This window comes from Ancylomarina sp. YFZ004 (assembly GCF_054254355.1).
Genome location: NZ_JBTCHQ010000001.1, coordinates 196,438 through 218,460, shown reverse-complemented (window position 1 = coordinate 218,460; position 22,023 = coordinate 196,438). Strand labels below are relative to the sequence as shown.

General features: G+C 36.8%; 17 protein-coding genes and 1 pseudogene. 13 read left to right on the top strand and 5 right to left on the bottom strand.

The genetic code is table 11. The features are described from left to right. Positions 1-50: 50 nt before the first annotated feature. Complete coding sequence (locus ACXR6G_RS00935; protein ID WP_458359520.1) at positions 51-2,987, bottom strand: FAD-binding and (Fe-S)-binding domain-containing protein; 2,937 nt, start codon at positions 2,985-2,987, stop codon at positions 51-53. Positions 2,988-3,237: 250 nt separating this feature from the next. On the opposite strand from ACXR6G_RS00935, the gene pta reads away from it, so the two are divergent. From pta to ACXR6G_RS00920, 3 genes are all read left to right on the top strand, one after another. Next, positions 3,238-4,239 carry a phosphate acetyltransferase gene (gene pta / locus ACXR6G_RS00930; protein WP_458359519.1) on the top strand — a complete coding sequence of 334 codons (1,002 nt, stop codon included), beginning with the start codon at positions 3,238-3,240 and terminating at the stop codon, positions 4,237-4,239. 51 nt (positions 4,240-4,290) lie between these two features. Then, positions 4,291-5,496 carry an acetate/propionate family kinase gene (locus ACXR6G_RS00925; RefSeq protein WP_458359518.1) on the top strand — a complete coding sequence of 402 codons (1,206 nt, stop codon included), beginning with the start codon at positions 4,291-4,293 and terminating at the stop codon, positions 5,494-5,496. A 122-nt stretch (positions 5,497-5,618) separates the two neighbouring features. Next, positions 5,619-6,071 carry a nuclear transport factor 2 family protein gene (locus tag ACXR6G_RS00920; protein WP_458359517.1) on the top strand — a complete coding sequence of 151 codons (453 nt, stop codon included), beginning with the start codon at positions 5,619-5,621 and terminating at the stop codon, positions 6,069-6,071. Between the two features lie 64 nt (positions 6,072-6,135). Here the strand turns inward: ACXR6G_RS00920 and ACXR6G_RS00915 are convergent, their stop codons facing one another. Continuing rightward, complete coding sequence (locus tag ACXR6G_RS00915) at positions 6,136-7,017, bottom strand: lysophospholipid acyltransferase family protein (protein ID WP_458359516.1); 882 nt, start codon at positions 7,015-7,017, stop codon at positions 6,136-6,138. A 185-nt stretch (positions 7,018-7,202) separates the two neighbouring features. On the opposite strand from ACXR6G_RS00915, the gene ACXR6G_RS00910 reads away from it, so the two are divergent. Further along, positions 7,203-8,024, top strand: coding sequence for a YecA family protein (locus ACXR6G_RS00910; RefSeq protein WP_458359515.1), 822 nt, complete (start codon positions 7,203-7,205; stop codon positions 8,022-8,024). A 244-nt stretch (positions 8,025-8,268) separates the two neighbouring features. On the opposite strand, the gene ACXR6G_RS00905 is transcribed toward ACXR6G_RS00910, so the two are convergent. Next, complete coding sequence (locus tag ACXR6G_RS00905) at positions 8,269-9,249, bottom strand: chorismate synthase (RefSeq protein ID WP_458359514.1); 981 nt, start codon at positions 9,247-9,249, stop codon at positions 8,269-8,271. 264 nt (positions 9,250-9,513) lie between these two features. On the opposite strand from ACXR6G_RS00905, the gene ACXR6G_RS00900 reads away from it, so the two are divergent. Beyond that, entirely contained in the window at positions 9,514-10,035 is a 522-nt protein-coding gene (locus tag ACXR6G_RS00900) for a PH domain-containing protein (protein WP_458359513.1), read from the top strand. Beyond that, positions 10,028-11,521: a PH domain-containing protein gene (locus tag ACXR6G_RS00895; RefSeq protein WP_458359512.1), complete on the top strand. Its 1,494-nt coding sequence runs from the start codon at positions 10,028-10,030 to the stop codon at positions 11,519-11,521. The genes ACXR6G_RS00900 and ACXR6G_RS00895 overlap by 8 nt, the downstream gene beginning before the upstream one ends. A 29-nt stretch (positions 11,522-11,550) precedes the next feature. Here ACXR6G_RS00895 and ACXR6G_RS00890 read toward each other — a convergent pair whose 3' ends face one another. Continuing rightward, complete coding sequence (locus tag ACXR6G_RS00890) at positions 11,551-12,279, bottom strand: LytR/AlgR family response regulator transcription factor (RefSeq protein WP_458359511.1); 729 nt, start codon at positions 12,277-12,279, stop codon at positions 11,551-11,553. 59 nt (positions 12,280-12,338) lie between these two features. Then, positions 12,339-13,400, bottom strand: coding sequence for a sensor histidine kinase (locus tag ACXR6G_RS00885; RefSeq protein WP_458359510.1), 1,062 nt, complete (start codon positions 13,398-13,400; stop codon positions 12,339-12,341). A gap of 238 nt (positions 13,401-13,638) precedes the next feature. On the opposite strand from ACXR6G_RS00885, the gene ACXR6G_RS00880 reads away from it, so the two are divergent. From ACXR6G_RS00880 to ACXR6G_RS00850, 7 genes and pseudogenes are all read left to right on the top strand, one after another. Further along, the gene (locus ACXR6G_RS00880; RefSeq protein WP_458359509.1) at positions 13,639-14,745 is read left to right on the top strand and encodes an efflux RND transporter periplasmic adaptor subunit; all 1,107 of its coding nucleotides are present in this window, start codon (positions 13,639-13,641) and stop codon (positions 14,743-14,745) included. Between the two features lie 96 nt (positions 14,746-14,841). Continuing rightward, entirely contained in the window at positions 14,842-17,979 is a 3,138-nt protein-coding gene (locus tag ACXR6G_RS00875) for an efflux RND transporter permease subunit (protein ID WP_458359508.1), read from the top strand. A gap of 260 nt (positions 17,980-18,239) precedes the next feature. Next, positions 18,240-18,662 carry a DUF2141 domain-containing protein gene (locus ACXR6G_RS00870; RefSeq protein WP_458359507.1) on the top strand — a complete coding sequence of 141 codons (423 nt, stop codon included), beginning with the start codon at positions 18,240-18,242 and terminating at the stop codon, positions 18,660-18,662. Positions 18,663-18,666: 4 nt separating this feature from the next. After that, positions 18,667-19,911 carry a TolC family protein gene (locus tag ACXR6G_RS00865; protein WP_458359506.1) on the top strand — a complete coding sequence of 415 codons (1,245 nt, stop codon included), beginning with the start codon at positions 18,667-18,669 and terminating at the stop codon, positions 19,909-19,911. A gap of 85 nt (positions 19,912-19,996) precedes the next feature. Continuing rightward, positions 19,997-20,860 carry a DUF6268 family outer membrane beta-barrel protein gene (locus ACXR6G_RS00860; RefSeq protein ID WP_458359505.1) on the top strand — a complete coding sequence of 288 codons (864 nt, stop codon included), beginning with the start codon at positions 19,997-19,999 and terminating at the stop codon, positions 20,858-20,860. Positions 20,861-20,890: 30 nt separating this feature from the next. Continuing rightward, positions 20,891-21,076: pseudogene (locus ACXR6G_RS00855) on the top strand (TolC family protein); the annotation flags it as partial. 57 nt (positions 21,077-21,133) lie between these two features. Then, the gene (locus ACXR6G_RS00850; protein ID WP_458359504.1) at positions 21,134-21,997 is read left to right on the top strand and encodes a DUF6268 family outer membrane beta-barrel protein; all 864 of its coding nucleotides are present in this window, start codon (positions 21,134-21,136) and stop codon (positions 21,995-21,997) included. Positions 21,998-22,023 lie beyond the last annotated feature (26 nt).

Sequence of the window (22,023 nt, the reverse complement as noted above, 5' to 3'; positions counted from 1 at the left end):
GTTAATTCAGATAGCCCTTTGTTTTTTAAGGTTACGGATGCCTTATTTTATTAAACGCTTGCTTCAAATAATACCTCAACAGGATGCTGGGCTTCCCGCTGACTTCCATCCTTAATTTGGTGTCGGCATGAAGTGCCTGAAGCAGCCAAAAGTGTGGTGGGTTTTGTGTTTCGAACAGCAGGGAGGAGCTTGAGTTCCGCTATTTGCATGCTGAGCTGGTAGTGTTCGGCTTCGAAGCCAAATGAGCCGGCCATACCACAACAACCTGAATCAATTTCATTAGCCGTATAGTTCTTAGGGAAGGATAAAACTTCCTTTACAGGAAGGGTAGAGGCTAGTGACTTTTGGTAGCAATGTCCATGGAAACTTACTTCTTTAGTTTTATCAGTAAACTGTTCTTTTTTGATTCTTCCTGCTTGCATTTCTTGCCAAAGGAATTCTTCAATCATCAGGCAATTCTCTGAAAGCTCAAGAGCAGATGTTTTAAGCTCTGGATGGGCGAGATCTTTATATTCATCTCTAAAAGTGAGTAGAGCCGAAGGTTCTATGCCGACCAAGGGCGTTTCTTTACTAATGATATCTTTTAAGAGCTTGATATTTTTATTGGCAATTGACTGTGCTTGCTTTACCAAACCTTTCGATAGGTATGTTCTACCACTTTCGAGATGTTTGGGAATAATGACCTCGTAGCCTAATCTTTCAAGTAATTGAATAGCTTTTATACCGATATCTGTATCATTGAAATTGGTAAATTCATCTGCAAAGAAGTAAACGCGTTTTAGCTTTTCAATGCTAACTGAGTTTTGTTTTTTTGTCCAGGATTTCAATGTTGTCTCATGCAGTTTAGGAATGCTTCTTTCCTGTGCAAAACCTAGTTGCTTTTTAATTAGCTTTCCAAGTTTCGGATGCTGGTTGACGTAGTTGTATACCTTGGGTGCAATTCCACCTAGTTGATTAATCTTACTGATATTTGCAATAAGACGAGTACGCAATGGAATGCCATTGCTCTGATAGTAATGCTGTAAAAACTCAGCCTTTAGCTTAGCCATATCCACATTAGAGGGGCATTCCGATTTGCAGGCTTTACATGACAAGCATAAATCCAGAATGTCGTAGACCTCCTGACTATTAAATGGGTTTTCCTTTTCAGAATAGGTCAAGAATTCTCTTAATAGATTAGCTCTCGCCCGAGTCGTATTCTTTTCATCTAAACTTGCCTGATAACTCGGACACATTGATTTACCAGTAAGATGTGTATTTCTGCAGTCACCTGATCCATTACAGCGTTCGGCAGATCTGATAATACCTCCGTCAGCAGAAAAATCGAAATAGGTTTTTAGCTCTTTTGTTTCCTGATTGTTATTGTAACGCAAGTGGGTATTCATTTTGGGCGTATTCACTATCTTTTCAGGATTGAAAATAGTGTTAGGATCCCAAACAGCTTTAATATCTTTAAAAGCTTGATAGTTGATTTCTCCCATCATGAGTGGGATAAACTCACCACGTAAACGACCATCTCCATGTTCTCCACTTAGCGATCCTTTGAATTTTTTAACCAACTTAGCCGTATCCAGGGCAATGGCATGGAATTTTTCTCTATCAATGTCTTGTTTTAAGTTGAGTATAGGACGTAAGTGTATCTCGCCACTACCTATATGAGCATGGAAAACACAAGAGACCTCATGTTTCTTCATGAGAATCTTAAATTCTGCAATATATTCAGGAAGGACTTCAGGTAAAACAGAAGTATCCTCGATGACTGATACGGGTTTGGCATCGCCTTGCAAATTCGAAAGCACACCTAAAGCAGATTTTCTTAGGTCCCAAACACGCTTAATTTTTTCGGAGCCTTTTACAATTGGAAAATGATAACCCAAATTGTTGAGTGTAAACTCGGCTTCCATTTTTTGAGCTAGTTCATCAATTTCCTTTTGTGTTTCACGAGCAAATTCAATAATAAGTAGAGCTCCTGGCTTACCTTTTATAAAGAAACGGTTCTTTGCTTGTAATGGATTGCCTTCAGAAAGTTTCAGAATGGTATCATCCATCAGCTCGACGGCTCCAGGTTTATATTTTAAAGCAATTAAATTGCCTTGTATGGCATCTTCAAGAGAAGCAAAGTGTGCACAAACTAAAGCAACTTCCTTGGGAGGAGCAGGCACTAAATTCAGTTTTATTTCAGTCGTAAATGCTAAGGTCCCTTCAGATCCGGCAAGGAGATTACAAAAATTGAAGTTTTTGGAACTTGACGAAAATGGAGAGCTATCTAAAAGAAGATCGAGAGCATAGCCAGTGTTGCGTCTGTGATTTTTAGTGTCAGGAAATTCTTGACGAATGGTATCCTGAATTTCAGGATTTTCAAGAGTCTCACGAATGTGTTGGTAAATCTTTGTTTCTAAGCTCGACTTAACTCCTTTTGTGCGACATTTTTCATGAAACTCTTCATCGCTTAAAGCTGAGAAAGTGGCAGTTGAACCATCACTAAGTATTGTATTAATTTCCAGGGTATGATCTCGTGTACTGCCATATATAAGAGAATGCGAGCCACAGGCATTATTTCCCAACATACCACCAAGCATACAACGAGAAGCAGTTGAGGTTTCTGGTCCAAAAAATAAATTGAAATCTTTTAAATAAAGGTTTAGTTCATCAAGAATAACGCCTGGCTGAATACGAACCCATTTTTCATCTTCATTTAACTCAATAATTTTTGTGAAATATCTTGAAACATCTACTATAATACCATCGCCAACGACTTGTCCAGCTAGTGATGTTCCCGCTGCACGTGGAATAAGAGATAGCTTTTCTTGATTTGCAAAGAGGATAAGTTTCTTTATATCTGCTTCATTTTTCGGGTAGGCAACTGCAAGTGGTAAAACTTTATAGGCTGAAGCATCGGTTGCATATATTAAACGAGTGCTTTTATCTCTGTGAAATTCACCTTCGAATGTTTCTGTGAAGTTTTGGAATTTATCTGGTGTTTGCATGAAAATATTTCAAGTTTTAAGATGCGAATGTCTTAATATGCATAGCTTTGTACCATGTCTTAATCAATTGTTAACGATATAGATATTCTAGCTAAGTTCCCACTAAGATATTAAAATTTATTCTTATCAAGAATGGATATTAATATAGATTAAAATGTGTTAAAATGGACGCTTTCGAAATGCATTTTGGTCATTTATATCTAATTTCGCAATGTCGAGATTACAAAAACACATAAATTACTGACTTACAATGGACTTACTGCAAAAGATTAAGACGAATGCAAAGCTGCAAAACAAAAAAATTGTTCTTCCTGAAGGAACTGAGGAAAGAACATTGCAAGCTGCAGACATCCTTTTGAATGAAAAAATTGCACAAATTATTTTGATTGGAAACCCTGAGACAATCAAATCAGAAGCTAGTAGATTGAATTTAGAGCATATTTCTAAAGCAATTATCATCGATCCTGAGAATCATGATAAGATGGAAGCTTATGCTGAGATTTTGGTTGAGCTTCGTAAGAAGAAAGGGATGACAATGGAACAAGCTATGGGGCTTGTTAAAGATCCTCTTTATCTAGCTACCCTAATGATTAAAGCAGGTGATGCTGATGGTGAAGTTGCCGGTGCACAGAATGCTACTGGAGATGTTTTACGTCCAGCTTTTCAGATTGTGAAAACAATGCCTGGTTGCTCAGTTGTTTCTGGTGCTTTTATCTTAATCTTAAAGGATAAAACATTCGGTGATAATGGTATGTTGGTTGTTGCTGACTGTGCTGTTCATCCAAATCCTACTGCAAGCGAATTAGCTGAAATTGCCGTTGCAACTGCAAGAACAACTAAGGCTATTGCTAATATGGAACCCCGCGTTGCTATGCTAAGTTTCTCTACTATGGGATCTGCTAAGCACGAAATGGTTGACAAGGTTGTTGAAGCAACTCGTTTGGCAAAAGAAATGGCTCCAGAATTCTTAATTGATGGTGAAATGCAAGCTGATGCTGCTATTGTTGAAGCAATTGGTGCAAGCAAAGCTCCAAATTCAGAAGTTGCAGGTAGAGCTAACGTTTTAGTATTCCCTACACTTGAGGTTGGAAATATTGCTTATAAGTTGGTACAGCGCTTAGCTGGTGCTGAAGCTATAGGTCCAGTATTGCAAGGTATGGCTGCTCCTATCAACGACCTTTCTAGAGGTTGTTCAGTTAGCGATATCGTTAACTTGGTTGCTATTACAGCAAATCAGGCTGCAGGCATGTAAGCTGAGAATCAGAAAAAGAATCTTAATCAAACAAATAATAAACAAAATCTAATGAACGTATTAGTTTTAAATTGCGGAAGTTCTTCATTAAAGTATCAAATTTTGAGCATGGGCGAAGAGGCAACTCTTTTAGCTTCTGGTCTTGTTGAGCGTATTGGTCTTGAAAATGGTGTGTTAACTCACAAGCCTGAGGGAAAAGATAAGTTCAAGACTGTTCAAGATATTCCTAACCATTCTGTTGGTATTAACCTAGTACTTGCTGCTTTAGTTGATGCTGATCATGGTGTAATCTCTGACATTAAAGAAATTAACGCTGCAGGTCATCGTGTTGCTCACGGTGGTGAATATTTCCAGGATTCTGCTTTTGTTACTGAAGAAGCGAAAGCAAATATCAAAGCTTGTTGCGAATTGGCTCCACTTCACAATCCTGCTAACCTTGAAGGTATCCTAGCAATTGAGAAATTGTTACCAGGTTTACCACAGGTTGCTGTATTTGATACATCTTTCCACCAAACTCTTCCAAAAGAAGCTTTCATGTATGGTTTACCATACGATTGCTACGAGACTTTGAAAGTTCGTAAGTATGGTTTCCACGGAACATCACATAAATTTGTTGCAAACAAAGCGTGTGATATCTTAGGATGGAATATCGAAGATAAGAAAATCGTTTCTTGTCACCTTGGTAATGGTGCTTCTGTTTGTGCTATCGACGGTGGTAAATCTATCGAGACTTCAATGGGATTCACTCCAAACGAAGGTCTTTTAATGGGAACACGTACAGGTAACCTTGACCTTGGTGCTTTATTATATATCGCTGAGAAGAAAGATTTATCTATTCAGGAAACTAACAACTTGATCAACAAAGAATCAGGATTAGCTGGTATTTCTGGTATCTCTTCTGATATGAGAGATCTTGAGAATGCTGCTGCTGAAGGAAACGAAAGAGCTCAATTGGCTTTAGATATGTTCGCATATCGTGTGAAGCGTTTTGTAGGTTCTTATACTGCTTCTTTAGGTGGTGTTGACTTGGTACTATTCACAGGTGGTATTGGTGAGAACGATGCTACTTCTCGTGAGAAGATTGCTGGTAACTTCGGTTACTTTGGTTTAGATTTCGATTTTGAGAAGAACAAAGGTCTTCGTGGAAAAGATGCTGTTATCTCTACTGAAGATTCAAAAGTGAAGTGTATGATTGTAACAACTAATGAAGAATTAGTTATTGCTAATGATACTCAACGTATTGTTTCTGCGCTTTAATAAGCTCTAACATATTTCAGAAAGGCTATCTCGAAAGGGATAGCTTTTTTTTGTTTTTACTTTTATGGCTTTAATTTTACAATGTTGTATCTTAGATTGTTATTAACTTTAAAAAAGGACCAATGAAAAAAATAACAATACTATTCGTAATGTTTTTTGTTATCAATATGGCATTCGCTCAAGACATAGATGACGAGAAGAAAGCCATTAAGAATGTGATTCAAACTTCTTATGTTGAAGGTCTACAAAATGAAGGTAACCTTGAAAAAATAGATCAAGGAATTCATCCCGACTTTGTGTTATTAGGAATAGGAGAAGGAGAGAATATGTGGAAACTTCCTATTGATAAATGGAAAGAAAAGACGGTGAAAAAACTGGAAGAAGGAAAATTGCCAAGAAAAGAAAAGCCAGTTACAATTAAATTTTTATCCATAGATATTACGGGTACAGCAGCTGTGGCAAAAATTGAATTTTATGTGGGAAAGAAGTTGACCTATATCGATTATATTTCGCTTTATAAGTTTGAAGGTAACTGGAAAATGGTGAACAAGATTTTTTATAAGCTACCAGCTTAGTTTTATAAAAAATAGAATAATAAAAAGGCTATTAGAATTCAGTATTCTAATAGCCTTTCAGTTTTTAATGTAGTATTTCGCTAGCTTCTCTTTTGAGTTTCCAACGCTTATGTGTCCATAACCAATATGCTGGATCACGTTTGATTTGTTTCTCAAGAATATGTGTGTGTTTCTTGCTGATATCACCATACGCTGTTGAACGCGGATTCTCTTCTATTATTTCAAACTCAACTTCATAGTAGCCACGTTTGGTTCTTGTTAGGTTCATAAAAATAACAGCATAGTTGAATTCGACTGCATACTTCTCTGTACCAAACATGATTGCTGTATCTTGATCCAAAAATCTCGTCCAAAACAAATTGTTCTTCGACTTTTTAGGGCATTGATCGCTACCAAAACCTACTATTAGGTTTCGATTATCAATATTTTTAAAATAATCTTTTGCTTCACTCTTTGGGATCAATTCTACACCAAATTTGGACCTAGATTCTATGAATTTTTTGTTGAAAAATTTATTGCTCAGTGGTTTGTAGAGAGCTGCAGCTTGATATTTGAGAGTAAGGTTTAAGCAAGCAGCTGCCATTTCCCAGTTGTTATAATGCCCTGATGCCATCACAATACTTTTATTTTTCTTATAAAGGTCATCTAGAATTTCAGGATTTTTTATTTTACAACGCTCTAAAGCTTGTTCTTCACTTATGCTAAAACATTTAATACTCTCAACAATAAAATCACAGAAGAATTGATAAAATGTCTTTGTGATTTGCTTGATTTCAGTCTTGCTTTTTTCTGGAAAAGAAGCGTTTAGATTTGATAGTACGATCGATTTTCTATAGGATAGTAAGTAATAACAAACAAAATATAGTAGATCTGAAATCAGATATAAAATTTGAAGAGGAAGTAGTGAAAGTGGTTTTATGATGAGGTAATATAAGATTCGTGTCATTTGATTTTTTTAAAGCGACTGTAAATATAGAAAAGCAAAGTCATAAACGAAAGATAACCTGCATAGAACTATTAGAAATAGAGGGTTTGTGTCATAATAATGAATTGTCCTGATTTCTTAGATTCTAGAAATATTATTCTCTATTTTCTATTCAAATAATATATCTTTGTGGCAAATATCAAATTATGATTAGATCTACCGAACAAGCTTATAATACAATCGATACTAAGGCACAAGGCATACCTTATGAGGCTATTGATCATCTTAGAGATTTAGATTCGAATGAAGCAATAATCAAGAAGTTGAAATATGCTTTTGAGAATGCCTATAATGGAGCAGTTTATTATTCTGATGAATTGAGAATTATGCTACCTGCACCTTTATGGTATGCAGTAGTTGCAGAAAAACACTTGCATTTAGATTATGCTGAGGATTTATTGAACCTATTTAGTGTTGAGGAAGACTGGGATTTGATGAACGAGCAAGCTGTGTATCTAGTGGGACAGATGGCGAAGACATATCCGACAGAGTTTGTGAATAAGGTATTGGAATATATTGAAGGGAATATCGATAAGGAAAGCAAAACACCTTATATCTTTAGTCTCGAGGCTTTGTATTATGCTACTGATGCGCAATTCGATCGCATATTCGCTATTCTAGATTTGGATAACTTCCAATGGTTAGATCATTATATCAGAATACTCGGAGATATTCAACACGAAGGCACCCTGGAGAAGTTTAAGGCGATGTTGCCTAAATTTGAAGGGAAACATACAGCTGTAGAGTTACAGTTCTATATTGATGTGATGGAAGGTCGTGCGACTGATTTTGAAAAAGGCCTTGCTTTTTGTGAAATGCGCGATGTAGAGTGGAAAAACCATTACCAACAGATGGAAGCCATTTTTTCACAATCAGAGGCTCCAATTAAAAGTGATAAAAAAGTAGGAAGGAATGATCCTTGTACTTGTGGATCTGGAAAGAAATTTAAGCAATGTTGCATGAACTAGCATTTATGACCTATTAATTCAGGTTATCAATATATAAAAAGAGGATGTCAAATTATTTTGGCATCCTCTTTTTTTTGTCTTGTTCTAATACTGTATGATACTAAAGCAAAAAGGTTTCAATTCCCCATAATGACATAATTTTCAAAATTGACATATAAAAAATAATTCATTCTGAGAATTATGGAAATTTTGTAATTATGTGAATACTTTATTAGTTGTTGACAACAACTAATAAAGTATAATGTTATCGTCTAGCTTTATCAAGCAGCTTAAGATCGGCAAGTGCTATAGCTGTTACTGCTTCAATAATCACTGGTACTCGGAGAGCAATACATGCATCGTGTCTACCTTCAATCAGTAGATCTTCCATCTCAGATGTTGAAATGTTCATAGTTTTCTGACTCACACCAATTGATGAGGTTGGCTTAATAGCAACTCTAAATACAATCTCGTTACCATTGGTAATTCCACCATTGATTCCAGCAGCATGATTGGTTTCAGTCTTTCCATCAGCAGACAGAATATTGTCGTTGTGCTCCGAACCAGTCATCTTAGCTGCATCGAAACCTGAACCGAACTCAATACCTTTGGTTGCAGGAATAGCAAAAATCAAGTGTGAAATCATAGACTCAACAGAATCAAAGAACGGTTCACCTAATCCGATAGGCAGGTTGCTTGCCTTACATTCTACAATACCTCCAATTGAATCGTGGTTTTTAATCGCCTTATCCAAAGCGGCATCAAAATCAGTTGAACCACCAATTTCAGTCAAGTTAGCTTCGATATTAACATCACCAAGAATTTTTTTAGCAACAGTTCCTGCTACAACTAAACCTAGAGTGATACGTCCAGAGAAATGACCACCACCTGTGTAATCATTGTTTTTGCCAAACTTGTGTTGAGCTACGAAATCGGCGTGACCCGGACGAGGTGTATCAAGTAAATTGCTATAATCCTTCGATTGAGTATTGGTATTATGAAATAGTATAATAATAGGTGCACCTGTTGTTTTACCCTTAAAGGTTCCACTAAGTATGCTTGGTAAGTCTTTTTCGATACGTGGCGTTGTGCCTTTTGCACCTGATTTACGTCGACTCAAATCAGGTAATAGATCTTCTTCGGTAAGGGCAATGCCTGATGGACAACCATCAATAGTAATACCGACACCTTTGCCGTGTGATTCTCCGAATATGCTGATTTTGAAAATTCTTCCGTATGTATTCATAGGGGTAATCGATTGAATAATCTGGATGAGATCCAGTTGTGGTTTATTAATTTTGTAATAGCGAAAACAAAGATAGCAATTTTGCTTCTCGTAGGTAAGTATTTTTCTAGCTTATTGTATACTGCTATCAAAGTCTTACGGTGCAAGCTCTCAGTTTTGTGGTCAGACTTATAGTTAAGAAATTTGAAGCTTAACAATAAAAGCAAGAGAAAAATATTATCTTTCGGTGTTAATGAAATCTCTTTAATTGAATAGAAAAATAAGATGACGACAGAATTTGAAAATGATCAGATTTGGCTTGCTGATTTGCCTAAAAGCGAAACATTAGAGTTTACTGAACTATTACCTAAATATAAGTTGCTACTAAATATTCAATGGGCAATTTTTTTCGCACTCGGTTTAGGATTGATCGGCTTTGCCTATTTTAAATTCGACGATATTGATTGGATTTGGTTCGGAGTTGGATTGCTTGTATGGTTAGTATTATTACTAGCGAAGTTTTCTTTTATCCAATTAGGATTTCCTATGAAAGGATACGCTATTCGCCAAAGAGATTTACATTACAGAACTGGTTATCTGACTCACAAATTAATTACGGTTCCCTTCAACCGAATTCAGCATGTTGAGATTAGACAGGGATTTATATCGAAGATGTTAGATCTTGCTATTTTGAAAATCTACACAGCTGGGAATTCTGCTCACGATTTATCATTAAAGGGTATTTCATTGGAAACAGCTGAAGAGATTAAACAAGTAATCACATCAAAGGTGACTCAAGATGCATAAACACTCATTTGACACCGAACAACGTCAATCGGTTCTAGGTACACTCTTTTTCTTATTGATGAGTGTACAGAAGGTTGTTCGAATATTTTGGCCTTTACTTTTGCTTTATGTATTTAAGGGAAATGCATCGAAAATGATGGAGCCTAAGTGGATGATTGGTTTATTGATTTTAGTATTGGTTCTAATTGCTCATTCTATTTTGACTTGGTACAACTTTTACTTTCTGATAAAGGATAAGGAGTTTGTCTTACGCAAGGGGTATTTGAAACGTGTTGTTATTGCCATTCCTTTTGAGAAAATTGTATCGATTAATTTGAAACAGAATCTTGTTCAACAAGTTTTAAGCGTTGTACAATTGGAAGTTGATTCTGCAGGATCTAAAAAGAAAGAAGTTGCTATTTATGCTATAAGTAGAGAAATTGCCGAAGCCTTGAAGGAGCAACTTGCAACCTACAAAAAGGAAACTTCTGACTCAGAAGAAAGCATAGCTACTGGAGAGTTCGTAGAAGAAAAAGAGACTATTCTTCAATTATCTTTTAAAGATTTATTACGTATCAGTATTGCTAAAAACCACTTAAGAGGCTTGCTTATTATTCTTGCATTCGGAAATAATATCTACTATCAGCTTAAGGATTTGTTTGAGAGTGAGCTCACATTAGCGGCTGATCAAACCGAAAATTTCTTGGAACATTCCAGTAGTTTAGCTTTGGTTGGATTCGTTATTTTCGTTCTTATTATTAGTTTGATTATCTCTATGGCTGAGGTCTTTTTACGTTATTACGATTTCAATATGAAATCTTTTTCCAATGCGTTTAGTTTGCAGTCTGGATTACTGAAACGAAAGAATATTACAATCCCTTTTTCTAAGGTTCAAAGACTTAAACGTTCTATAAATCCCATTCAGAAACTGTTGAATATATCAGATATACATTTGGTTCAGGCCAATAGTGTTGAGGTAAGTAAGGAGAAAGATAAGGTTAGTATTCCGGGTTGTGATGATAAGAAGTTTAAGGAGTTATGTAACAAGATCTATGAGGATCCCTTTGCTCAATCGACAATAGATTTAAAACCGAATAAAGTATTTCTCTATCGTTATTTTAGCTTTATTTGTTTGCTTACGAGTATCCCTATTATTGCTTTGGGCTTTGAGTTTACTTGGGTGTGGTATTTAGAAACTCTAATTCCTTTTCTTGCAGCGGGTATAGCTTATCAAATTTATAAGAGAAGAATTTACCAAATTGGACATGATTTCCTTCAAGTACAATCGGGGATAATAGCCAAGGATTATAGCATTATCGAAATCTATAAAGTGCAGGCTGTTCACATTAGAAGGAGCATTTTCCAGAGAAGAAATGGAACAGCAAACCTACTTTTAGGAATGGCAGGTTCTGCTGTAAGAATTGACTATATAAACTATGATGAGGCTTTGAGAATAAAGGATCAAATTCTGTATAAGATTGAAAGTACAGATAAAAAGTGGATGTAAATAGAATCAGGTCTTATAGGACCTGAATTTTATTTTTTCATAAAAGCTTGAATGAGTTCCATGAAAGCTTGTCGATAACTTTGTCCTATAGGAAGTTTCTTATTTGCGATTTCAACTTGGTTTCCATTTATGGCATCAATGTGTTGAAGCGATACTATGTAGGACTTGTGAATTCTTGGGAATCGTTTCTTTGGTAAAATTTCTTCCATACTTTTAACGGTCAGTTTAGGAACTAGACATTTGTTGAACGTATGTATTTTGATGTAATCATTTAAACCTTCAATATAAATGATATCGGCAAAATTGATTTTGATACTTTTTTTATCAGCTTTTATAAAAATGAATTCTTCAGTTCGTTCAGGTTCAGTAGACTGATTACTGTGAGCTTGTGGAACAGAGAGTTGTAGTTTCTCTTCAACTTTGCTAACTGCACGAATAAAACGTGGAAAAGGGATGGGCTTGTGCAGATAATCAATTACATCTAATTCGAAAGCATCAAGTGCGTATTCTCTATAAGCGGTTGTGATAACGACTAGTGGAGGATGAGAAAGACTGGCAAGAAAGTTAAGTCCTGTAAGTTTGGGCATATTGATATCCAAAAACATAACATCTACTGATTTATTGCGTAGAACTTGCATGGCTTCCATGGCATTCTTGCACGAGTCCACCAACTCAAGGTAAGGCAAGTCCTGAATGTATTTCTCAAGAACCTTTCTAGCGTGTATTTCGTCGTCAACAATTAAACATTTAATGCTCATAGTAATGGATTTGTGATTTTGGTTTCATACACTTAAAGTGACTACGATCTTCTGATAAATTAGGATTGACTGATTTCAAGCATCAAGTGCGTTTTAAAATAGTGCCCATTTTGATTTATATCCAACTTGTACTTGTTTGGATAGAGCAGCTCTAGGCGTTTGCTTACATTCTCAAGTCCCAATCCCTTATGATTGTTTTCATCATCAATTCGTGTTTCGTCATAAGGGTTTTCCGTATTCAGTTCTATCTTATTGTCATCGATAAGTAGGTTTATGCGAATATCGGTATGTTCAACATCCGAAGAGATACCATGTTTGAAGGCATTTTCGATAAGGGGAATAAACAAAAGGGGAGGGATTTTATGTCCAGGATTATTCCCCGTCACCTCAAAATGAACTTCAGCGATATCTTCTACACGTATAGCTTCCAGAGCAATATAATTTCTTACAAATGCGATTTCCTGTTCCAGGTTTACCATTTCGTCTTTGCATTCGTAAAGCATGTAACTTAATAACTGCGAAAGCTTTAAAATCATTTCCGGTGTTTTCTTCGAGTCGTGAAGACTCATAGAATAGAGATTGTTCAGGGTATTAAAAAGAAAATGAGGGTTGACTTGTCCCTTTAACAAGCTTAGCTCAGCTTCCAGCTGTTCTTGTGCTTTCTCGGTATATCTCAGATTTTCATCTTTAAGTTTCATCCATTCTTTTACAAAGTGAAAGAGTGAGGATGTGACAACAAAAAAGTTGGTTTTGAATAGGGCCATTATCAGAACCTTACTGATCTGGTTATTTATTTTCAATTGTAATAGGTGTACAGGGAGATAATAAAAAGACAATACTAAAAGGCTTATGGGTATAATTTGGCCAAGTATAATAGCCCATACGTATTGCTTGTATCTACCCTTATTCCATAGGTTCGGAATCAGAACCCTTAAATTGAAATAAACCCAAAATGCAATAATGGACATTTGACAGAATTCGAAGAGCAATTCATTCTGTATTACTGTTGCTTCCATATAAAAGAAACGACCAGATATCAGGATGATGAATGCTGACCAAAAAGAAAGGTGTTGTACCCATCGTATTGAAAAGAGACGATATAATCTTTCGCTGAGGTTCATAGTTGGAAGTAATGGAATTAAGTAATGATATGGCGAAACAACTAAAACTATCTGTCATTTCAACTATTTGTCGACAAACAAGACCTATTCAAAGGTCAATAGTGCCAAAATCAAATTTAACTAAAGCAATCTATAGTTTTAAACTGTTGGCAGATAAAATGTCTATTGTTATCGATAAAATTTAAATGACAGTCTTCCTCGGGGTATTATTGTGTCAAATATTTAAAATCGAATCACGATGTTGAAAAAGAAAAGTATCATACTGGGCGTCTTAGTTGCAATTAGCTTGTTTGTCATGGCATTTGTTTTAGCTGGAATGAAAGAACCGCCCCGTGAAAAAGAAGCTGTTGTTAAAACACTGCAAATTCCTGTATTGAAAATCAAAAATGAATCATTGGAATTAAAGCATTCAGTTATTGGTACGCTTCAGGCTCACGAAAAAGTTGAAGTCTATGCCGAGGTGAGTGGTATACTTGAACGTATGGATAAATCTTTTCTGGAAGGTCTAAATTTTAATAAAGGTGAAATCTTGTTGCAGATTAACGATACTAAAATGCGCACCGGCTTATATGCCAAGAAGAGTGGTTTGATGACTGCCATCGCAGGTTTGTTACCCGATTTGAAATTCGATTATACTGAAAGTTACGAGAGTTGGAAAACGTATTTGAGTGAGTTTGATATTGAAAAGCCCATCGCTCAAATTCCTCAAGCCATAAACGATCAAGAGAAATATTTCCTTGCAGGCAAAAACATTTATCAATCCTATTACGATATCAAATCGGAAGAAGAGCAATTGACCAAGTACACGATAATTGCGCCTTATAAAGGTCAGGTAAGTGAATCGAATATCAAGGCAGGAACTGTTGTCAGAATAGGGCAGAAGCTGGGTGAGTTTGTGAATACTGATACTTACGATTTACTGGTTGGAATCGATTTAAATAGTTTGAGTCAGATAAAAGTAGGGAATCAGGCGAAACTCTATTCTGAAAATATCAGTGGAGATTGGACAGGAAGAGTTTCACGAATAGGCAACAAGATGGACTCCCAAACCCAGATGGTGAATGTTTACATATCGGTATCGGGTGATGACTTGAAGGAAGGTATGTTTCTATCTGCTGACATTGTGCTTAAGAGAAAGGTAAATGGAATTGAAATCCCCCGAAAACTGCTGATTGACGAATCTTTTGTCTACTTACTTGAGAAGGGAACCGTACTTAAGAAGAAAATTGACATTGCACAATACAAGGATGATACGGTGATTGTAAGCGGTATGGAAGATGGCAGCCTATTGGTTTTAAAAACATCAGGCATGCATAAAGGAATAAAAGGGAATGCGGTGTTGTAGGTCTAAAAAGTCTATTTCGACTTCGTTCAGCAAGCCTGAGAGAACTTAGCCAATATCTAGTTACCAATTACTAATAAGCATTTACTAAGAGAATAAATGAGAGCTTTAATTACATATTTTATAAAATATCCTTTTGCAGGAAACCTTCTTGCCGTTGTGTTTCTGCTTTTGGGTTGGGTGGGCGTTTCCCAGTTGAATTCAACTGTGATGCCACAAATCGATCCGGGGATTATTAATATAACGGCGAGTTACCCTGGTGCATCTCCCGAAGAGGTGGAGAAGGGCGTTAGTCTAAAAATAGAGGATAACCTTAAGGGGATAAGTGGCATTGATAAAGTGACCTCCTCGTCGAAGGAAAATATGGTGACGATTTCAGTTAAGTTGGAATCGGGTTACGATGGCAATCTTGCTCTTCAGGATGTGAAAAATGCTGTGGATGGCATCAGTTCTTTTCCTGTTGGTGTCGAGTCTATCAGTGTAAAGAAAAGGGAATTCGAAATCCTGGCCTTAACCATGACTCTGAGTGGGGATTTAGAGCTGAAAAGTCTTAAAACCTATGCCCGACAAATTGAAAATGACTTAAGGGGAATAGATGGTATATCAAAGGTAAATCTATCAGGTTTTCCTGCTGAAGAAATTGAAATCAGTATTAAGGAAGAGGCGCTAAAGGCATATCACCTTACTTTTGATGAGATATATGCGGCTGTAGCCAACGAAAATATTGAACTTACAGGAGGCTCCATCAAGGGCGAAGATGAGGAATTAAAAATACGTGTCAGGGAGAAGAATTATTATGCCGAACAGCTTAAAGACATTGTCATCCGTTCGCAAAATGAGGGAGGAACCATTCGATTGATGGATGTGTGTCAAATTAAGGACAAGTGGTCGGAAACACCCAATAGAACTTATGTTGATGGCAAGCCTGCTGTCAGTATTTCTGTCCTTCATACTTCCCGTGAAGATATCCTTTCCATATCGGAAAACTTAAATGCGTATTCGAAAACCTTTAATGAGAAGCATGATAATGTAAGGCTGGATGTCTTGTTCGATAATTCGACATCGGTTAGTGTGATGTTGGATATCTTAATGAACAATGGTTTGATGGGTTTCATGCTGGTGCTTCTATTTTTATCATTATTTCTGAATCATCGTCTTTCATTTTGGGTGGCGCTTGGTATTCCAATTTCCTTTATGGGGATGTTTATGGTGGCAGCGGCTTATGGTGTTACATTGAATAAGATATCTTTATTCGGAATGATTCTGGTTGTGGGGATTCTGGTTGATGATGGAATTGTTATTTGTGAGAATATCTTTCAGCATTATGAACGGGGTAAATCCGCTATGCGGGCTGGTATCGATGGAACAATGGAAGTCTTGCCAGCTGTGTTTTCTGCTGTCTTAACCACGATTGTAGCCTTTACTGCTTTCTTTTTTATCGAAGGCAGATTGGGACAGTTCTTTGTTGAGTTGGCATTCGTTGTGATTTTTGCATTGGTTTTCTCCTTAATTGAAGCCTTTTTGATCCTACCCGCACATGTGATTCATTCCAAGGCGTTAAAGCGCGATAAAAAGGTTTCGAAACTGGAAAGAATAACATCCAATGCGGTTATTTGGATACGCAGAGTCAGTTATGAACCCCTTGTTCGTTTTTGTATCCATAATAAGATGATTACAATAGCCATTGTATTTGGTCTGTTTGCGATTACGATTGGCGCGACGAAGGGTGGTATTATTATTAGTGGAGATAGTTCCATCGATAATACCAATTATACCAATGTTGAGTTGGAGATGCCAGCCGGCACACCCGAGAATGTGACCCTGAAGTATTTGGATGTGTTGGAGCAAGCTGCCATAAAAACAGGGAAGGAATTTCAGGACAGAAGTCTTACAGGAGAACCTGTTGTTTTGAATATCAAATCGGATTTAACTTCCACATCAGTGGGGAAACTCACTGTCTATTTGCTCGAATCGAAGAAACGTGATTTCCTTTCAGGTGAGTTTTCCAATGCTTTAAGCAAGAATGTTGGTGATATTCCTCAGGCGGAGCGTCTTAATTTTGTGCAGGAAAGCCACTTTGGCAAACCCATATCCGTTTCATTGCAGAGTAGTAATTTGGAAGATTTGGATCTTGCCAAGGAAGAACTAAAAGCCAGTCTTTCGAAGATTCAAGGTCTTAAGAATGTTATTGATAACGATCAACTAGGTATGCGGGAAGTCAAACTGAGCTTAAAGGATAATGCCTATAAATTGGGTTTGAATTTAAGTGCTGTGACTTCGCAGGTTCGAACTGGTTTTTATGGGAAAGAAGTGCAGCGATTACAGAGAGGTATCGATGAAGTAAGAGTTTGGGTGCGCTATGAGAAGAAAGAGCGTTCATCCCTCGGAAACCTTGAAAATATGCGCATCAGAACGGCATCTGGTGGAGAATACTTTCTGAAGGATATTGCCAATATCAGCTTCGAGAGAAACCTGGTGAAGATCAATCACCTTAATGGTCAGAGAGAAATAAGCATTGAGGCCGACGTGACAGGTGCCAGTGTGAATCTCGGGCAAATAAATTCTGAACTGAGAGAACATCTTCTGCCCACCTTGGAAGCCAAATACCCAGGACTAAAACATCGATTTGGTGGTAAAACGGAAGAGATGGCAAAAGCAGGTAGATCTGCTGTGTTAATTGCACCCATCTTTCTGATTCTTATCTTTTCAATCGTGATTTTCGCTTTCCGATCGGTATCGCAAACCTTTCTGATCTTCACCTTAATACCCTTGGGTTTTATTGGCGTAGGATGGGGACACTGGCTTCATGGTATTCCTCTTGATATGCCTTCTTATCTGGGAATGGTGGCTCTAATGGGTGTGATGGTAAACGATTCCATTGTCCTCATCAGTACTTTAAATTCGAATCTCAGGACAGGAAAGGAATACATGTCCGCTGTTTATGAAACTGCGGTGTCGCGTTTTCGTCCTATCGTACTCACGTCAATTACGACCATTATGGGATTGGCCCCACTGATTGTATCCAACGAACCTGAAGCGAACATGGTGATCCCGATGGCTATATCATTGGCTTACGGTATGGCTATAGCGACTTGTTTAAACTTGATTCTGCTTCCGGTTCTGCTTATTGTAATCAATTCAATCAAATGTCGATGGAAATATATAACGACAGGCGTAATGCCTTCACGCGAGAGTGTTGAGCCAGCCGTTAGGCAGATTGATGCGGTGATTGTATAATGAGTCAAAGGATGATGTGTTAAAGTGTTCAAATTGAGCTATCCAACACTGAAATTTAACGCAAAGGCGCTAAGTTTTTTCGTAAAGTTCGCAAAGAAATAGCCTCAACCCACTCAGCCCCGATGGATAGGGGGAGGTGGTCTAAAATGTAAATACCACTTAGACGACTATCTAAAAGAAGGAAATCTATCCAGAAAATAGAAAGAGCTGAGAATTAGTGATATCTACCATCTTACAATTAAAAATACAAGTATAGAAACATGAAAACTTTACTATTAACAGTAACAATTTGTTTGCTTTATGTTAGCAGTATGTTTGCGCAGGAAAATATTAAATCGATAAGGGTTAATGTATCCGGATTGGATTCCAACCAAGGGAAGGTGATGGTCGTTCTTTATAGCAATGCGGATAACTTTCTTAAAGAAGCTTGTCTCAGTAAAGATGCACTTATTCAGGACAACAAAGCCTTTGTAAGTTTCGAAAATATACAAGCTGGCATCTACGCGATTATGTGCTTTCACGACGAAAATGATAATAATAAACTGGATTTAAATGCCAAGGGGAGACCAATAGAAAGTGTTGGCGTCTCCAATAATGCAAAAGGATTCTTTGGACCTCCAAAGTTTAAGGATGCCAAGTTTTTAATTCAGGATACTGACCTTGTACAAAATATAGAATTTTAAAGACATGAAAAATATAAAGATACTAATTGGCTTATTGTTGTTTAGCACGACATTGTTTGCACAAGATGTCTTAACATTAGATACCGCCGTAGCGATTGCCTTAGAAAACAACCTGAATGTTAAAGTTGCCCGATCGGATGCTGAAATCTCATCAAACAATGCGACTCTGGGCAATGCAGGCTTGTTGCCCAGTATAGGTGTTGGAGCGAATACCAATTATGCGGAATATGCAAGTGATGAACTGTCTTCATCGGGTAACATAAATTTTTCATACACTCTTTTCAATGGCTTTGGCGGACGCTATACCTACAAACTATTGAATATACAGAAAGAACAAGGCGAATTAATGGCTCGTTTCAATATTGAGTCAACCATTGCTAATGTGATATCCGGTTTTTACGATTTGAGTGAGAGTAGTGATGATCTGTTTGTTGCGAAGGATAATCTTGCCATATCGAAAGATCGTTTAAAAAGAAACGAATCCAAATACGAATTTGGGAATATCAATAAACTGGAGGTGCTGAATGCCAAGGTTGACTTTAATAGGGACAGCAGCAATTATTTAAAAGCTCAACAGAATTACGATCAAAGTGTCAGGGAGTTGAATGTTTTGTTGGGACGATCAGTTGAGACGAACCTGGATATTATCCCCGATGCTTCTGAATTTAGAGTTTTTGATTTGAATCAGTTAAAGAATGAGGCTTTGATAAACAATGCCGACTACCTTTTAAAAAGAAGTCAATTAAAAGCCAGCGAGCTTACTGAAAAGAAAATAAGGGCAAGCCAATTGCCAACACTCAAGTTGAATTCAAGCTATAACTATTACGAAAACAAGATTGTAGGCACCAATTCAAATACACAATTAACGGGAGGTTTGAGTCTAAGCATGAATCTGTTTGACGGTAAAAAGAAGAAAATAAATATTGCCAATGCAAAAATACAGAAGCAAATGAGTTTGTACGAAGAAGCAGAACAGCGCTTGCAACTCGAAAAAGACCTGGTGAATGCTTTTGCTTCCTATCAGTATAATTTGCAAGTTCTGGATCTGGAAGAAGATGCCCTTGAGGCTTCCAAGCTAAATTTTGAGCAAAGTCGTGAATATTATCACTTAGGTCAGATTAGTTCGACTACTTATCGCGAGGCTCAGCTGAATTATGTTGAAGCTCAGAATAAAAGATCTGCAGCCAGGTATCAGGCTAAGCGATCAGAAATAAGCATTGAAAAAATTAGTGGGACTTTATTGAAATAGAAGAAGCCTTGCTGGGATTTGCATTAAACCTACTTGAAATATGATCGCAGCCATGCTTCTAAATTTGAACTTTTAATATTAAAGAATGCAGAAAAAAAATATAATACTCGTTTTCTTCTTATGTGTTTCGATGTCAGCTATGGCACAAATGGACAGAGAGCTTGCGGGATTCGACTATATCAACCTAAAACAAGGAAATCAAAGTGATGGTGTTGATTTTGAACGCTATAATTACAGAATGACACTGCCCAAACGACTTAAAAATGGGGGCGGTATGCTGCTTAATAAATTTGAGTACGCCCGAACCAATATAAGCTATGCCATTGATCCCAATTTAGATGGAGACGTTTCCAACTTCCATTCCATATCTTATACGTTTGGCTTTATTCGTCCACTTAAAAATGATTGGACCTTAATTAGCATGGCGAGTCCCAGTATATCTTCAAATTTTGCATCCTCAATTAAATGGGATGATATTCGCTTGTTTGGGATGGTCATGTTTTCAAAAAGCCTAAAATCAGATATGAAGCTTAATTTTGGCGTGAGATATTCTTCAACAATTGGTAAGCCTTTTCCTCTGCCAATGGTTTGTTTGATGTGGGAACCCAGTCCAAAGTGGACCCTTATGTTAGGTTTCCCAAGAATTGATGTTCAATATCAATTGACAAGGAATACACGTATAGGAACTGATTTTTTTATGGCAGGGGATAATTATACTTTGGGTGAGGATCTTGCCAAGGATGATAATGTGATTGATAATATTAGTGTTATGAATATGGGTGGAGGGCTTAAACTCACACAAAAGCTGTCCAAATATATCAAGTTAAACTTAAGTGCGGGATATACCTTTTATCGCAAGTTTGAATTTCTTGATGGAAAAGATAGTGTAATGGAATACGATCTGAATAACAATCTTTATTTAAAAGCAGGTATCTCAATTGGACTTTAATTGTTTTAAGGTTTAAACCTCGCTGCCCTAGAAGCTTCCAAACTCAATTTCGAACAAAGTCGTGAATATTATCACTTAGGTCAGATTAGTTCGACTACTTATCGCGAGGCTCAATTGAATTATATGGAAGCTCAGAATAAAAAATCGGCTGCCCGATATCAAGCTAAAAATTCTGAAATAAATCTTAAGTTGTTAAGTGGTACACTATTAAAGTAATGTAATTTTAATATCTTACTTCAATTCTACAATAAATGAATTTCTCAAATTAGAACAATGCAGAAAAAACATATAATTCTTTTATTCATTCTACTTATCTCTTTGCCAACAATGGCTCAATTTGATAGAGAACTTGCTGGTATTGATTTTGTCAGATTAGGAGATGAGAACTCTAAAAATAGTGTCAAATTTCAAAAATACAGCTTTAGATTAACCATACCCAAACGTCTCAATAAGAAAGGCAGCTTGTTAATTAATAAATTTGAGTATGCTAAAACAAGTATAGATTATTCAACAGGGCCAAGTATTCTTAAGGATTTGGAAAAATTTCAAACCATTTCATATACTTTAGGTTATCGTCGATCACTAAAAAACAACTGGTCTATGATGGCCATGTTAACACCTCAAATCTCCTCAAATTTTAGATCCTCACTCGAGTGGGAAGATTTGAAAGTGCGTGGACTTGTGATGTTTTCGAAACCTATTAAACCAAATTTACGTTTAAGCCTTGGTGTAATGTATGGGGCAACAACGGGCGTTCCGCTTCCTTTGCCTGTTTTTAGTATGATGTGGAAGCCTGCACCTAAATGGGAAGTAAATGTTGGTTTTCCTCGATTTGGAGTTGGCTATGAGGTAGGTCCAAAAACAAAAATAGCAGCTGACCTGTTCATGGTAGGAGATAACTTTACGCTGACAAAAGACCTATTCTATACCAATGAGAAGATCGATAACATTAGAATAATGAATTTGGGTGGTGGTCTTAGTTTATCACAAAAGCTCACCAAACATTTAAAATTTAGGTTTAATTCAGGTTATACCTTTTATCGGAAATTTGAATTCCTGGGAGGTAAGGATTCTGTCTTAGATTACAATTTAGATAATGATTTGTATTTTAAAGTTGGGCTCTCAGTCGGCCTATAGTTAATCACCTTTAACGTTTAATAGTA